13 protein-coding genes are annotated in these 13913 nt (G+C 66.8%); 6 read left to right on the forward strand and 7 right to left on the reverse strand.

Annotation, left to right across the window (positions count from 1 at the left end; translation table 11 throughout):
- Window positions 1–121 precede the first annotated feature (121 nt).
- Genes ACT9F5_RS08190 through ACT9F5_RS08210 form a run of 5 tightly spaced genes read right to left on the reverse strand, consistent with a single transcriptional unit; the run spans window position 122 to window position 4898 of the window.
- The gene (locus tag ACT9F5_RS08190) at window positions 122–559 is read right to left on the reverse strand and encodes a phosphotransferase (RefSeq protein ID WP_445119388.1); all 438 of its coding nucleotides are present in this window, start codon (window positions 557–559) and stop codon (window positions 122–124) included.
- Entirely contained in the window at window positions 556–3039 is a 2484-nt protein-coding gene (locus ACT9F5_RS08195; protein ID WP_445119389.1) for an MMPL family transporter, read from the reverse strand. The genes ACT9F5_RS08190 and ACT9F5_RS08195 overlap by 4 nt, the downstream gene beginning before the upstream one ends.
- Window positions 3036–3716 (reverse strand): LolA-related protein, encoded by a 681-nt coding sequence (locus ACT9F5_RS08200; protein ID WP_445119390.1) that lies wholly within the window; start codon window positions 3714–3716, stop codon window positions 3036–3038. The genes ACT9F5_RS08195 and ACT9F5_RS08200 overlap by 4 nt, the downstream gene beginning before the upstream one ends.
- Window positions 3625–4611, reverse strand: a complete 987-nt coding sequence (locus ACT9F5_RS08205) for an LpxL/LpxP family acyltransferase (protein WP_445119391.1) — start codon at window positions 4609–4611, stop codon at window positions 3625–3627. The genes ACT9F5_RS08200 and ACT9F5_RS08205 overlap by 92 nt, the downstream gene beginning before the upstream one ends.
- On the reverse strand, window positions 4608–4898 hold the full coding sequence (locus tag ACT9F5_RS08210) for a hypothetical protein (protein ID WP_445119392.1): 291 nt from the start codon (window positions 4896–4898) through the stop codon (window positions 4608–4610). Before ACT9F5_RS08210 ends, ACT9F5_RS08205 begins: the two co-directional genes overlap by 4 nt.
- A gap of 188 nt (window positions 4899–5086) precedes the next feature.
- On the opposite strand from ACT9F5_RS08210, the gene ACT9F5_RS08215 reads away from it, so the two are divergent.
- From ACT9F5_RS08215 to ACT9F5_RS08230, 4 genes are all read left to right on the forward strand, one after another.
- The gene (locus ACT9F5_RS08215) at window positions 5087–8068 is read left to right on the forward strand and encodes a type VI secretion system tip protein VgrG (protein WP_445119522.1); all 2982 of its coding nucleotides are present in this window, start codon (window positions 5087–5089) and stop codon (window positions 8066–8068) included.
- Window positions 8065–8883, forward strand: coding sequence for a glycoside hydrolase family 19 protein (locus ACT9F5_RS08220; protein WP_445119393.1), 819 nt, complete (start codon window positions 8065–8067; stop codon window positions 8881–8883). Before ACT9F5_RS08215 ends, ACT9F5_RS08220 begins: the two co-directional genes overlap by 4 nt.
- A gap of 4 nt (window positions 8884–8887) precedes the next feature.
- Complete coding sequence (locus tag ACT9F5_RS08225) at window positions 8888–9433, forward strand: hypothetical protein (protein WP_445119394.1); 546 nt, start codon at window positions 8888–8890, stop codon at window positions 9431–9433.
- A gap of 213 nt (window positions 9434–9646) precedes the next feature.
- Window positions 9647–10198 (forward strand): hypothetical protein, encoded by a 552-nt coding sequence (locus ACT9F5_RS08230; RefSeq protein WP_445119395.1) that lies wholly within the window; start codon window positions 9647–9649, stop codon window positions 10196–10198.
- A gap of 100 nt (window positions 10199–10298) precedes the next feature.
- On the opposite strand, the gene ACT9F5_RS08235 is transcribed toward ACT9F5_RS08230, so the two are convergent.
- Both ACT9F5_RS08235 and ACT9F5_RS08240 read right to left on the reverse strand, forming a co-directional pair.
- Window positions 10299–10994: a ketosynthase gene (locus tag ACT9F5_RS08235; RefSeq protein ID WP_445119396.1), complete on the reverse strand. Its 696-nt coding sequence runs from the start codon at window positions 10992–10994 to the stop codon at window positions 10299–10301.
- A 25-nt stretch (window positions 10995–11019) separates the two neighbouring features.
- Window positions 11020–11289 carry a phosphopantetheine-binding protein gene (locus tag ACT9F5_RS08240; RefSeq protein ID WP_445119523.1) on the reverse strand — a complete coding sequence of 90 codons (270 nt, stop codon included), beginning with the start codon at window positions 11287–11289 and terminating at the stop codon, window positions 11020–11022.
- A 96-nt stretch (window positions 11290–11385) separates the two neighbouring features.
- Between ACT9F5_RS08240 and ACT9F5_RS08245 the strand changes: the two genes are divergently transcribed.
- The gene (locus ACT9F5_RS08245) at window positions 11386–12855 is read left to right on the forward strand and encodes a tryptophan 7-halogenase (RefSeq protein WP_445119397.1); all 1470 of its coding nucleotides are present in this window, start codon (window positions 11386–11388) and stop codon (window positions 12853–12855) included.
- Entirely contained in the window at window positions 12852–13853 is a 1002-nt protein-coding gene (locus ACT9F5_RS08250) for a chorismate transformation enzyme, FkbO/Hyg5 family (RefSeq protein ID WP_445119398.1), read from the forward strand. The genes ACT9F5_RS08245 and ACT9F5_RS08250 overlap by 4 nt, the downstream gene beginning before the upstream one ends.
- Window positions 13854–13913 lie beyond the last annotated feature (60 nt).

Genomic DNA, 13913 nt, shown 5'->3' on the forward strand with positions numbered 1-13913 from the left:
CGCGATCGCACGGCGAAGTCGTGTATCGAGGTTGGCCACGAGGCCAGAAGCCCGCATCGATGCACCCATGCGCGCAATACGCGTCTACGAAAGATCAGTGAAATCGCGACTTACGTCGCTCCTACATCAAGGGTTGTTGCAGCATCACTGCGGCGCGACCTTCGGCCAGCAACTCGCCGGCGTGGTAGATACGAAATGCGTACTGCTGGCTCGCTTCGGACTCGGCCAGCACCTGCGCCTCGCACTCCAGCGCGCCCGCCAGGTCGTCGATCCTTGCGACATGCAACTGCACGTCGCGCAGCGCGACCAGCACGCCGGCCTTCACCGCGTCGCCCGAGGTCCGTGCACGCAAACCACCATGCACCGCCATCGCCTGCGCACCGTATTCGCACAGATGGATCGCGCGCAGGCGGTCGTTGCTGCGCAACGGATGGGTGGGGTCGCGATGGTTGTGTGCGCGAAGGTGGATGCGGTCCGCGTCCCACTCGATCACTTCATCCCACAGACACATCGCGCCCTGGTGCGGGACAAGGGCGAGGATGTCGGCACGCCCGATCATGCCGCGCCACCCCTCGCACCTGCAGGAGCGGCTTCAGCCGCGAGCTTTTGATCGGAACCAGCTGCCGCCGGCTGGCGCGAGATCAACAACGCCAGCACGAAGTTGCCGAGCACGCCCAGCGCCACCGTGCTGCCGATCGCGCGCAGCACCGGGATCGACGACAACGCCAGCAGGGAGAACACCAGCAACGTCATCAGGCTGCACACGATCAGCGCATGCAACGTGCGCAGCTGGTCGGCGTAGTCGTCACCGGCGTGGTCGAAGAACAACGCGTAGTCAAGGCCGAGGCCCGCGGCGAGGATCAGCGCGACCAGGTGGAACAGCGTCAGCTCGACCCCGCACAGGCGCAGCACCGCGAGGATCAGCAGCGTGGTCAGCGCCATCGGCAGCAGCACGCGCACGGTGCGGCGCGCGGTTTCGCGCGCAATGCCGACGCGCGGTGACGTGGAGCTGACGTCGGCTTGCGCCGCGCGGCGATGCGCGACCACCGCCATCCGCATCGCGATCCACACCGTCAACGCGAGCAGCACCGCGGCGACCGCGAGCGCGGCCAGCACGCGGCCACGATAGGCGACCACCAGCGATTCCGACGCCGCCTTCATGTCCAGCAGCGCGGCGCCGTTGAGCCGCGCCACGCGCGCGACCGTGGCCGGGTCTTGCAGGCCGGTCAGCGATACCAGTGCGGTGGCGTGGCCGTCGCCGCCGAGCAGCAGACCACCGACGGCGGTTTCCAGTGGCGTGCCGGCAAGGTCGGCGCGTGACAGCGGGGGCAGCGTCTTCGCCTTCGCCACGTCGTCGACGAATTCGCCGAACACATCGGCACGGAACGGGCTGTCGGCCAGCGCCGTGTCGAGCGCGGCACGCAATGTCGGTGCATCAGGCAGCCTGTTCCGTCGCGCAGCCTGCACTGCGGCGCTGGGCAGGTAGCGTGCGGCCATGTCGTAACCGGCCAACGCACCATCGCGTACCAGCTGGTCGAGTGCGGGGCGCAGGCGTTCGGAGGCTTGCAGCACCGCCTCGTCGTCGCGGCCCTGCAGTGTCAGCACGTAGCGCACGTCGGGGGCACCGAGTTCGGCCCGCAGGTCGGCGTCGCGCGCAAGTGCATCGGCCGGCACCGGCGTGAGTTTCGACAGGTCGTTCTGCCAGAACGCGCCCGGCGCCAGTGCGGTCGCCACCAGCGCGGCCAGTGCGAACACCAGTAGCGACCAGCGCGGCCGCGGCAGTCGCTGTGTCCATGACCACATGCGGGCCAGCAGGCGCGAGTGGGCGAAGTCACGCGGCGCCGGGTCGATCAACCGCGGCAGCAGCAACCGCGTCGAAAGCGCGGCCACCGCGAGGCCGGTGATCGTGAACACCGCCAGTTGCTGCAGGCCGTCGACCCCCGAGAACAGGAAAGTGACATAGGCGATACAGGTGGACACCACGCCGGTGGCCAGCGTCGGCCACAGCGCGCGCGCGTTCTGGCGCGGCGTGACGCCGGGGCGCTGGTGGCTGAAAAGATGGATCGGATAGTCCTGCACCACGCCGATCAGGGTGAAGCCGAACGCGACGGTGATGCCGTGCACGCCATCGAACAGCAGCGCCACCGCGCCCAGCCCCGCGAGCCCGGCGCTGGCCAGCGGCAGCACGCCGAGCACCGGGATCTTCCAGCTGCGGTAGGCGACCAGCAGCAACAGGACCAGGCCGACGGTATCGAGCGTGCCGATCCATTGCGCCTCGGCCTCGGTGCGGCTGCCGATCTCGACCGAGAACGCGCCCGGGCCGCTGAGCAGCAACTCGCCCGCGCCGTTGCCACGGGCCTGGGCGTAGGCGGCCTGGATCGCATCCACCGCCCGCTGCTGGCCGGTGGGATCGAAACCGGGGGCCCGTGTCTGCACCACCAGCAGCGCGCGCTTGCCGGCGCGGTCGAACCAGACGCCCTGCACGCGTTGGGGTGCGTTCGCCGGCTGCAGTGCTTCGGCGACCTTCAGCGTTTCCAGAGTCGGGTCGCTGCCGACCAGCGGCTCGACCAGCACGCCGGCCGGCGAACCCAGGTCCTGCACGCGCTCGTCGAGCTGCGCGGCGAGGTAGGCGGCGTCGAGTGGCTGGGTGTCGAGCGTGGGCGAGAGCAGGTAGCGGTACGGACGCAGGCGCTCGGGGATCGCATCGAGGCCGGTATCGCCGTTGGCGACCAGCGCAAACCGGTCGTCGCCGGCGAGCGCCGACCGCAGCGCCTTCGACTGCGTCGCGAGGGTCGTCGGGTCAGCGCCGGACAGTGCCACCAGCAGCAGGCGCGAACCCGGACCCTCGCCGAGTTCGTCGATCAGCAGTGTCTGTTCCGGCGTTTCCGGGGCGGGCATGAACTTGCGCAGGTCACCGGTCAACTGCAGGTGCGCGCCGATCCACCAGCCCGCCAGCAGCAACAGCGCCAGCCATGCCAGCGCGAGACCGAAACGACGGACGGAGCCCGAACGCCGGTCCGACGAGGCCCCTGCGGTCATTGCGCGCCCGGGCCGTCGCCGTGGCACAACGCGGCGAAGCCGGCCGCGTCATCGACCTTGGCCGCTGCCCGCGCGGCACCGGCCAGCAAGGTGCGTTGCGGCGTCTCGTCGTCTGGGGTGCGGGTCTCGATGCAACGCAGTTCGGCGCCACGGCCGCGCAGGACGATGTCACGCACCTGCGCGGCCAGTTCGGCGCGCTTCGGCACCAGGGTCAGCGTCCAGTGTTCGCGGGTGCCTTCACTTTCGATCGTGTAGTGCTCGGCCAGGCCGCTGCGGTCGCCCGACAGCAGCGCGCCGAAGCTCGCCTGCAGACCCGCCAGTTCCGGCGCGCGCGACAACGAGAATGTGCGCGATGACTTGCCGGCGCGCTCGATGGTCGCCTCGCCTGCGCGTATGGTCGTGGTCTCCGCGTACGGCACGCGCACCTCGCGCACCAGCACGCCGTCGGAAGGGCGCCGGTACTCGCCGCTGAGCCGCAACGGCTGCTTCAGCAGTTTCGATTCGCGCAGCTCGACGAACCCGGTGCGCATCGGCGCCGGGCGGGCCAGCTTGTCGAGGATCCAGTCGGCCTCGACCGCGCTGCTCTCAGCCTGCGGTGCGGCGCGCAGCGACGGCGCCGCGAGCAGCATCACGGTCGCCAGCATCGACAGGACAGCGGTGGGGATCATTCGCTTCATCGGTCTGCCAGAAGTCGTAGAAGTTGAACCAGTTGTACGGCGCGTTGCGTGCATGGTGCTGCAACCGGTTGGCGTAACGCTGCACCAGTTCAGCCAGCATCGTGCTTCGTTGCGGCCGCGGGATGTCGATGCCCTCGCTGAACAACTCGAAGGCGAGGTCATAACGGTTGCCGCCACGGTACAGCCCGAACGCCAGCACCACCGGCACTTTCAGCACCGCGGCGATCAGCCACGGCGCGACCGGGAACCGCGCGGTGTCGCCCAGGAACGCGGCCGGCTGCGACGGTTGCCCCGCATGCGTGCGGTCGACCAGCAACGCTACCAGCGCGCCGGCATCGGTGGCCTGCTTGATCGCCAGCACGATCGACGGACCGTCCTGGCCGGCATCGATCACGGTGCGCGCGATCTCCGGGTTGAGTGCATCGAGCAACTGGGTCATCGCCGGGTTGTGCGCCGTGTCGAGCACCACCCGCACGGTCACGTCCGGCCGCTGCTGCGACAGCACGCGCAACACCTCGAAGCTGCCCAGATGCGAACCGAACAGCAGCAGCCCCTGCCCGCGATCGATCTGCGCGTGCAACTCCGCGAGGCCATCGGTGCCGATCTCGAAACGCTCCAGCTGTCCGCCCAGCATGAACACCCGGTCGAGGATGGTCGAAGCGAAGGCGTGGATATGCCGGGCGATATCGAATACCCGCGCGGGTCGTCCCAGCACCCGGTCGAGGTACTCGCGCGAGGCGCGTCGCTCCGGCCCGCGCACGATCAGGAAGTACAGGGTGATCGGCGCCAGCAGCAGGCGCGCAATCGTGCGGCCGCCGCGCCGTGCGATGGTGCGGATCAGCCAGATCGCGAACCAGCCACCACCCTCGGGCCGCTGCTTCCAGTTGCCGCTCATGGCGCGTCCGTGGCGACGACTTCGCCGCTGGCCAGTACGTCGCCATCCCGCAGAACCCGGAAGCGCCAGCGTGGCATCGCGCCGTCGAGTTCGACCCGGGCCGATTCGCCCGGCAGCAGCGGCTGCATGAACTTGACCCGTGGCAGCGCCAGCGCACCCGTTGCCACGCCATGCACCGCCTCGACCGCATCGAGCACCCGGTCCAGCAGCACTACCCCGGGCACCAGCGGGCGGCCGGGGAAATGCCCGGGCAGGCTCGGATGGTCGGCGGGGACAATGAACGACATGGAGGACACGGCAGCGGAGGGGACGGGCGGCGGGGTCGCAAGGATAAGCCAGCACGGCCCGCGCCGCCGGAGCCGCCGGCGGGCGGCAGACCGGATTTGCCGCTAACATAAGCGCGCCTCCGCCGAACAGCGGCGGCCGTCCCCACAGGAAGTGGCAGGCAACCCGTCAAGGAGCGACAGGCGTGAACATGATGGACGCGGTGCAATCGGTACTGGCGGCGTTGGCCCGGTACACCGATGCACACCGGTTATATGCATTCGAACTCGACGGCCTGGCGGCCGGCACCCTCACGGTCGAGCGCTGGCAGGGCCGCGAGTCGCTGTCGGCCGGCTTCGAGTGGCAGGTCGACCTGCTGTCGACCGATGCCAACTTGCCGCTGGACGACCTGATCGGCAAGCGCGCGACCCTGTTGACCCGTGCCGCCGACGGCTCGCGCCTGCCGCGCAGCGGGCTGGTCCGCGAGGCCGCCTGCATCGGCTCCGACGGCGGCCTGGCGCGTTATCGCCTGAAACTGGTCCCATGGACCTGGCTGCTGACCCAGGGCCGCCACAGCCGGGTGTTCCAGGACCACAGCGTGGTCGGGATCATCGAGGCGGTGTTCGCCGACTACGCGCCGCTGGCGACGTGGCAGGTTGGCGACGAGGTGGGCGCGTTCCTCGCCGGGGCGCGCCCGCGCAGCTACTGCGTGCAGTACCGCGAGAGCGATTTCGACTTCGTCAGCCGCCTGCTCGCCGAGGAAGGGCTGGGCTGGCGGTTGCAGGAGTCCACCGACGCCCCCGGCGGCCACGTCATGGTGCTGTTCGCCGACAGTGGGCAGGGCCCGCAGGATGTTTCCGCCGAGCTTGGTGGCGGCATCCGCTTCCACCGCTCCGATGCCACCGAGGCCAGCGACACCATCCAGGCGCTCGGCACCGTGCACGGCATCGCGTCGACCGCGCTGACCCTGCTCAGCCACGACTACAAGGGCCAGTCGCTCAGCGCCAGCGCATTGCTGGGCGAGTCGGCCGATACCGCCGCGGCGCTCGAAATCTACGACCCCGCCGGCGCCTACGCCTTCGCCAGCCAGGCCGAGGCCGGGCGATACGCCGAACTGATCGGCGAGGCCCGCGCCGCCCAGCGCAGCCAGTGGCTGGGCCAGTCCAGCGTGCGCAGCTTCCGCGCCGGCCAGTGGTTTGCGGTCACCGACGCGCCCCTCGATGCCGAGGGCACGCCCGCGGAACTGCTGCTGGTCGCGGTGCACCAGCTGGGCATCAACAACCTGCCCGACATCGTGCGCGAGGGCGCGGCGCGGCTGCTCGGCGACGAGGCGCCGGCTGCGGTGCCGACGGGTGGGGTCGATGGCATCGGCCGTACCGCGTGGGCGGCGTTGCAGGCCCGCGCCGCCGCGGTCGGCTACGCCAACGCCTTCGTCGCGGTCCCGCGCGACCTGCCGTGGCGGCCGGCGTTGGCCGACGACACCGGCATCCGCCTCAACCCACGCCCCACCGCACCGGGCTACCAGAGCGCGATCGTGGTCGGCGGCGACGGCGCATCGGCCGGAGAGCTGCACAGCGACGCGCTGGGCCGGATCAAGGTCCGCTTCCACTTCCAGCACGATACCGGCGAGGCCGCATCCGGCCACAGCTGCTGGCTGCGCATGAGCCAGCGCTACGCCGGCCCCGGCGTCGGCAGCCAGTTCCTGCCGCGGATCGGGCAGGAAGTGCTGGTCGGCTTCCTTGACGGTGACATCGACCGGCCCGTGGTCGTCGGCGCGCTCTACAACGGCCAGGGCGACGCGGGCATCGCGCCCACGCCGGGCGGTGCGAGCGCCGAATCGAGCACCGACGCCTACGCCGACGCCCGCGACCACCGCCCCAGCGCGCAGTCAAACCGTGCCGGCGGCAACGCCCCGGCCTGGCACGGCATGAGCGGCGACGAGACCGGCCATCGCAACCCGGCCGCGTTGTCGGGGTTCAAGTCGAAGGAGTTCGGCGGCAGCGGCCACAACCGACTGGTGTTCGACGACAGCGACGGCCAGCTTCGGCTGCAGCTGGCGACCACCCTTGCGGCCACCGAACTCAATCTGGGCCACCTGATCCACCAGGCCGACAACTACCGTGGCAGCTTCCGTGGCGAAGGTTTCGAGTTGCGTACAGACCGCTGGGGCGCGATCCGCGGCCAGCGCGGCCTGTGGCTCAGCGCCTACGGCCAAGGCGAGGCCGACCCGGCCGGCGAGCACCTCGCTGCCAGTGCCCTGCTCAAGCAGGCCGCCCAACTGGGCCAGAGCTTCAGCGACATCGCCCGCACCCACCTGACCGTCAAACTGGCCGCCCACCAGGGCGCGGACAAGGCCAACCAGCCGGCGCTGATCGACGATGCCGCCCCGCTCAAGGCCCTGCATACCAGCGCCGCCACCGTGGTCGACGGCACCGAGCTTGCGAAGGGCCAAGCCGACGCCCCCAACCGCAGCCCGGCCGTCGGCCAAGATCGCGTCCCCCACAGCGGCGACGCCCTGCTCGGCCTGACCGCCCCGGCGGGGATCGGCTTCGTGGCCGGCCAGTGCCTGCACTGGAGCGTCGGCGAAACGCTGACCGTCGCGTCCGGCCAATCGGCCAACGCCGCCATCGCCGGCGACCTGCGCATCCACGCCGGCCAAGCCATCGGCTGGTTGGCCGGTGCGGTCGAAGGCCAGGCCACCGCCGCCGACAGCCTGGCCCTGGTCAGCGCCGAAGCCGAACTGGTCCTGCAAGCGCAACACGACAGCGCCAAGCTGCAGGCCAAGGACCAGCTGACGCTCATCAGCGCCAACGCCGAAGTCGAACTGGCCGCCGGCAAGACCGTCCACCTGTCCACCGAAGGCGGCGCATCCATCACCATCGAAGGCGGCAACATCGCCATCGCCTGCCCCGGCAGCATCACCGTGCATGCGGGGAAGAAGTCATTTGTGGGTGGCGCTTCGCTGAGCCACGAGCTGAATGGCTGGCCACAAACCAGATTCGATGAACAGTTGCGACTGAAGTTTAGCGACGGAACGATAGCCAAGCACTACGATTACAAAATCGTTCGTGCCGATGGCGCAATCATCCGTGGGAAAACGGATGAAAATGGGATGATCGCCCTCCAGCAGGGCATTTCAATGGAGCGCCTGAAAATACATGCAATTAGGCCGACCAGGGAGAACTCCCTATGAGCTGGCAGCCGGAGAACGGAAGATCGACGAGGGCTGGGTATTTTCCGGACCGAAAGGAATGGGTAGCGGAGTGGTATTTGACGCCGTCTTCGCAGACGGATGTCGTGGAAATTGTTTTGGCCAAACAGGTCCTGATCACGCTACCCATGATGAAGAGCATTTTTCCAGACAGCGATGACCAGCACCTGAAAGCAATAGCTGACGAACTGAACTCCGATCTAAAGAAATACAAGCTCGATACGAAGCTACGACTAACGCACTTTTTTGCTCAAGTTCGAGAGGAGACTGGATCTTCCGCTCGCATAGTTGAAAACTTCAATTATTCCGTCACCGCGTTGAGATCGATCTTTTCGTACTTTCGTCGCAACCCCGAAGAAGCGGTAATGTATGGCCGATCACAAGATCACCCGGCCGATCCACAGGCGATCGCCAACCGGGCGTATGCCGGGCGAAATGGAAACGGAGACCTAGCGAGTGGAGACGGGTGGAAATACCAGGGCAGAGGACTCAAACAATTAACTGGCCGTGGCAACTACCAAGACTTTCAAGATGCATACGGGACATACTGGAACGACTCACCTGACTTTATCAGTAGCCCCGAGCTTCTTGCGGAACCGAAGCACGCAACACGTTCAGCAGTTTTCTTTTGGCTCAAGCATGGTCTGTATGCGATAGCCGACCAAGGCTCAGAAAGGGAACAGGTAGATGCGATCACAAAGATCATTAACAAGTACACTGACAGTTACAATGCACGCTGGCAGCACTTCGAGCTCATCTGGAGCGCGGGCACCTTTGATGAATTTAGCGATGATTAGACGCGTGCTCGCGCTGACTACATTATTGTTACTAGCTACCAACGCCTGGGCCTTCGGCCGCCATGGCCCGGCGCTGGGGAGCGCTCACGCCCCAGTTAGAATGTCCTTGCTGGGGGAGTGCTCTGTCATTTATTTTTTTTATGTCGGGGAAGGCGACGGTAGACACATAGAGGCGTACGCACTAAATCCCGACGGGAAAAACAAGATGCTGTTTGTTGGCTCGATACTTCCCGAAGGTGGCCCACCTCATATTGAATCGGTTCTGCTCAGAAACGTAGATGCCGATTCGGACATGGAGATTCTTATACTCTCTCGATGGGAGATCCGGCACTCCGGGATGGGCACAACCGGAGACTATTATCGCACTTATGTTTTCGATCAGAATTTGAAACACAGCCTTAAGGAGCCCCGCGAGTTAAAACGCTTGCCGGAAGTGGAAAAGACGATTGGCGAGGGTTTTGATGGGGTAAGCGAGGGACAGAGCGTGAACTTCCCCGTGAAGTCGGCAGATGCCATAGATCAAGTGCTTGAAGCGAGAAGTGGTCAGTAAGGGCATTCTGACACGGAATCAGACAGCACTTCATTGCTGGTCACGGATGCAAGTTGAGGGAAGTGACGCACGTGCTAGCCACAACACGCGTAGAGCATGTGATTTCCGGCGTGGAATCTTCTTCTCTCCTGTCGCCGAATGAATAGGTTGACCAGATGCGCCACTGTGATGTGTCTCGCTTTAATTGTTGGACGCAGTGACAACGAACCCCCCATGGCCGATTGCCATGTGGAGTTGGACTGGTTTCCCATTGTCGAGACCACCATCATCGACGTGGAGCGGCTCGCGCAATACATCGCCGTGGAATCCGGTGGCGAGTTTTACTGGCAGGGCGTTCCGCAGATCGATACCGCTTGCAAAGCCCCGGCAATCCTGCCGGGCCAGTTCGATCGGCTCAGCTCCATGCCAAACGCTGGTCAAATGGCCAAGCCCGTCAGCCGCGTGCGTCTCGAGGGACTTTCCGGCGTAGTTTTCGTTTACATATCCCAAGGAGCGGAAGAGGTCGCGACCGGGCTTGCCGCCGCCTTGGTGGAGTATCGACCAGACGGCACACCTTGGCGCGTGTACAAAGCGTCGGAGCTTCTTCGGGATGAGGGGTGGGGACGGCTGACCACCAGCACCCTTACCGCAACGTCAATAGAGCGTTGCGATCAGGAACTCGAGTACTTCGCGTATTCACCCGAGGGCGATATCGTTGAAGAACTGGAAGCTCCCATCCGAACTCCGCGCTTCTGCGAACTGATCGTATTGCTTCCAACCCGATAAGTCGCAGGGCAGCACTGCTAGAGTGCCCGCGGGCCTGGTCGAGAAACAGCTTCCATGATCAATGGAAGCGCCGCTTGCCCGCATACGCGCAACAATCGCACTAATCAAACAACGTCCGCCAGAACCCCGGCCCCAATGCTGCCATCCGCCGCAGAAAATCCGGGAAACTCTGGTACGGCCGATCCGGGAAGCGGTGCTTGCGATAGATGTACTCGCCAACAAAGAAGCCGCCGACGATGCCGTAGTCCAGCAGGTTGGCAAACCACGACCACGCATCCTGCGAAACCGACAGCAGCGGCGGATAACCCAGCCGCATCAGCACGCCATCGGGCACCGCGACCAGCGCCAATGTGGTGTTGGTCAGTGCCAGCGCGGCCAGCAGTCCGGACCAGATGACGGTGAGACGACGGGTGTAGTGCTTGAGTTCGGGCTTGAGCGCGGCCGGCTCGCAGCCTTCCAGGCCGGAGACGATCCGGCTGATCAGCGGCACCCGGCCGGCACGCAGGCTTCGGCCGAACCACCATGACAGCAAGCCGGTAAAGACAACCGGCGGTGCAAGCAGCAGCAACGCCAGCATCCCGCTGTCGTGCAGGGCCCACAGGCCGGCTCCGATCAGCGCCAGCAGCAGCCAGGCCCAGCCGCGGCCGTGAGCCAGTGGCCACAGCAGCACGATCACCGCGAGGTCGATGAGTGCCAATGCGGCGACCCATCCGCTGCCATCAACGCTGGCCCAGTGAGCCAGCAACGGATAGGCGACCGCCAGCAACAGTCGCAATGCGGCGAGTGGACTCGACATCGGGCAGGACCGGATTCGGTCGCGGTCAGGCCGCCTTGTTCAGCTCGATATGCGCAGACAGCGCGCGCAAGGAAGCGAATATCCGCCGGTTTTCTTCACTGTCGGAGCGCAGCTGAAAGCCGTATTTCTTGCTGATCGCCAGCGCCAGTTCCAGCGCGTCGATCGAGTCCAGGCCCAGCCCGTCACCGAACAACGGCGCCTCCGGATCGATCTGCGCGGCGTCGACGCCTTCCAGGTTCAGGCTTTCGACCAGCAACTGCGCCAGTTCGTGTTCGGCGGGGCTTTGTGCGGACATCTGTGGTTTCCGGATCGGAGAAAGCGGAAACAATCGGTGATCGCGGGTCACGGCGCAACTGCGACGCGTGCACGGGCCACGGCTATCATGGCCGGCATGACCGACCCCGCTTCCGCCGACGGCGCCAACCGCGTCGCCCCGGCACATTCCACGACCCACCCGCAGGCCCATCCCAGCCCCGACATCGCCCGGCCCGACGTGCTCGTCATCGGCGGCGGTCCAGGCGGCTCGACCATCGCCACCCTGCTTGCCCGCAAGGGCTGGCAGGTCACGTTGCTGGAGAAGGCACGGCACCCGCGCTTCCACATCGGCGAGTCGCTGCTGCCGATGAACCTGCCGATTCTCGAGCGCCTCGGCGTGCTCGACCAGGTCCGCGAGATCGGCACGTTCAAGCCGGGTGCCGAATTCCCGGTCGATGACGACAACTACAACACCTTCCAGTTCAACCGCGCACTCGACGCGCAGTTCGGCTACGCCTACCAGGTCAAGCGCGAGCAGTTCGACCGGATGCTGTTCGGCCATGCGCGCGACAATGGGGTCGATGCGCGCGAGCAGGTCACGGTCGATCGCGTCGAGTTCGATGCCGATGGCCGGCCGTCGCAGGTGCTGGCCCACGATGCCGATGGAGCCACGCTGCAGTTCCAGCCGCGCTACCTGGTGGATGCCACCGGCCGCGATGCCCTGCTGGGCCGCCAGCTCAAGCTCAAGCGCAAGAATCCCGAGCACCAGTCGGCGGCGATCTTCAGCCACTTCACCGGCGTGCAGCGACGCGACGGCGACGATGCCGGCAACATCACCATCCAGCGTTTCGACCACGGCTGGATGTGGCTGATCCCGCTGCAGGACGACGTGATGAGTGTCGGCGCGGTGTGTTTCCCCGAATACCTCAAGCAACGTCGCGGCGACACCGAGGCCTTCCTGCTGCAATCGCTGCAGTCCGAACCCTCGGTCTGGCGGCGCATGGCCAACGCCCAGCGGGTCGCGCCAGTCCACGTCACCGGCAACTACTCGTATACCTGCGAGCGCATGCACGGCCCCGGCTGGTTGATGGTCGGCGACGCGTTCGCGTTCCTCGACCCGGTGTTCTCCTCCGGTGTCTACCTGGCGATGGACAGCGCCGAGCAGGGCGCGGCCGTGGTCGACGGCGCATTGCGCGAACCGGCCCGCGAGACGCAACTGCAACAGGCAATGGAGCGCCGCCACCGACGCGGCATGAAGCACTTCAGCTGGTTCATCTACCGCTTCAATACGCCGGTGATGCAGCAGCTGTTCAACTCGCCGCGCAACCTGTGGAAAGTCGAGCAGGCGGTGATCTCGATGCTGGCCGGCGACGTGTTCGACAACCGCGACGTGTTGCGTCGGCTGCGACTGTTCCGCCTGATCTACGCCCTGACCGCGTTGCGGATGGCCCCGGCCGCGTTGCGGGGCTGGCTGCATCGGCGCCGGCAGGCCTCGGTCCGGTTCGGCGATGAAACCCTGCAACCGGGTGCGCAAGCGGACACGCAGATGGATGCACGGTCGGACGCGAATGCGGATGCGCGCGCACAGACGGAGCCGGCATCGTGACGGCGGCGGCGCACTCCAGCGTGCGGGGCGCACTACTTGCGGTCGACTACGTGGAAGGCGATCTCGATGCGTTGCTCGCGGCCGACGACACCCTCGCCGTGTTCGGGTTCGGCGACGGCGCGCCCACGCACGACGACCCGCGCTATCTGCTGGTTGGCCTGCAACCGCACGGTCCCGCGCCCTTCGAGATCTGGCGCGGGCAAGCGCCGGTCCGGCACGGGCGTGAAGGCGACATCGCCTGGGCCACGGACGGCCACCTGCAGTTCGGCGCGATCGAGCTCGACGAACCGGACGACAACGACATCAGCACGGCGGCCGGGGCGGCCTACCGCCAGCTGCTCGGGTTCGTTGCCGGGCATGGCTACCCGCACCTGCTGAGGATCTGGAACTACCTGGACGGCATCACCCTCGGCGACGGCGACGAGGAGCGCTACCGCCAATTCTGCGTCGGTCGCGCGGTGGGCCTGGGTGCATTCGAACCGACTTCGCTGCCGGCCGCCACCGCGATCGGCCGGCTCGATGGCCGGCGCCGCCTCCAGGTGTACTGGCTGTCGGCCAAGGCGCCCGGCGTGCCGCTGGAAAATCCGCGCCAACTCAGCGCCTACCGCTACCCACGCCAGTACGGCCCGCAACCGCCCAGCTTCGCCCGCGCGATGCTGCCGCCGGCCGGGTCCAGCATGCCGCTGCTGCTGTCGGGCACGGCGGCGATCGTCGGCCACCAGTCACTGCACGCGGACTCGGTCGAAACCCAGCTCGACGAAACCCTCGCCAACCTCGACAGCCTGCTCGCAACGGCCCACGCCCGACGGCCGGAACTGCCGCTGCACTTCGGCCCGGGCTCACGCCTGAAGGTCTACGTGCGCGACGCCGCCGAGCTCGACCACGTGAAGGTGTTGCTGAACGACCGCCTCGCCCCGTCCGTGCCCCGCCTGGTGCTGCAGGCGGCGGTCTGCCGGCGCGAGCTGCGGATCGAGATCGACGGTGTGCATGACCTTTGAGCCGTGCGCGGTGCCGCCCCGCGGGCGACCATGGACACAACGCAAGATGGAGACTTTGAA

The sequence above is a fragment of the Lysobacter sp. F6437 genome, assembly GCF_052547215.1.

Excerpts from the sequence above, each read along its gene's own strand:
- ACT9F5_RS08190 (WP_445119388.1), bottom strand. The coding sequence starts at position 559 with ATGATCGGGCGTGCCGACATCCTCGCCCTTGTCCCGCACCAGGGCGCG.
- ACT9F5_RS08195 (WP_445119389.1), bottom strand. The coding sequence starts at position 3,039 with ATGACCGCAGGGGCCTCGTCGGACCGGCGTTCGGGCTCCGTCCGTCGT.
- ACT9F5_RS08200 (WP_445119390.1), bottom strand. The coding sequence starts at position 3,716 with ATGAAGCGAATGATCCCCACCGCTGTCCTGTCGATGCTGGCGACCGTG.
- ACT9F5_RS08205 (WP_445119391.1), bottom strand. The coding sequence starts at position 4,611 with ATGAGCGGCAACTGGAAGCAGCGGCCCGAGGGTGGTGGCTGGTTCGCG.
- ACT9F5_RS08210 (WP_445119392.1), bottom strand. The coding sequence starts at position 4,898 with ATGTCGTTCATTGTCCCCGCCGACCATCCGAGCCTGCCCGGGCATTTC.
- ACT9F5_RS08215 (WP_445119522.1), top strand. The coding sequence starts at position 5,087 with ATGATGGACGCGGTGCAATCGGTACTGGCGGCGTTGGCCCGGTACACC.
- ACT9F5_RS08220 (WP_445119393.1), top strand. The coding sequence starts at position 8,065 with ATGAGCTGGCAGCCGGAGAACGGAAGATCGACGAGGGCTGGGTATTTT.
- ACT9F5_RS08230 (WP_445119395.1), top strand. The coding sequence starts at position 9,647 with ATGGCCGATTGCCATGTGGAGTTGGACTGGTTTCCCATTGTCGAGACC.
- ACT9F5_RS08235 (WP_445119396.1), bottom strand. The coding sequence starts at position 10,994 with ATGTCGAGTCCACTCGCCGCATTGCGACTGTTGCTGGCGGTCGCCTAT.
- ACT9F5_RS08240 (WP_445119523.1), bottom strand. The coding sequence starts at position 11,289 with ATGTCCGCACAAAGCCCCGCCGAACACGAACTGGCGCAGTTGCTGGTC.
- ACT9F5_RS08245 (WP_445119397.1), top strand. The coding sequence starts at position 11,386 with ATGACCGACCCCGCTTCCGCCGACGGCGCCAACCGCGTCGCCCCGGCA.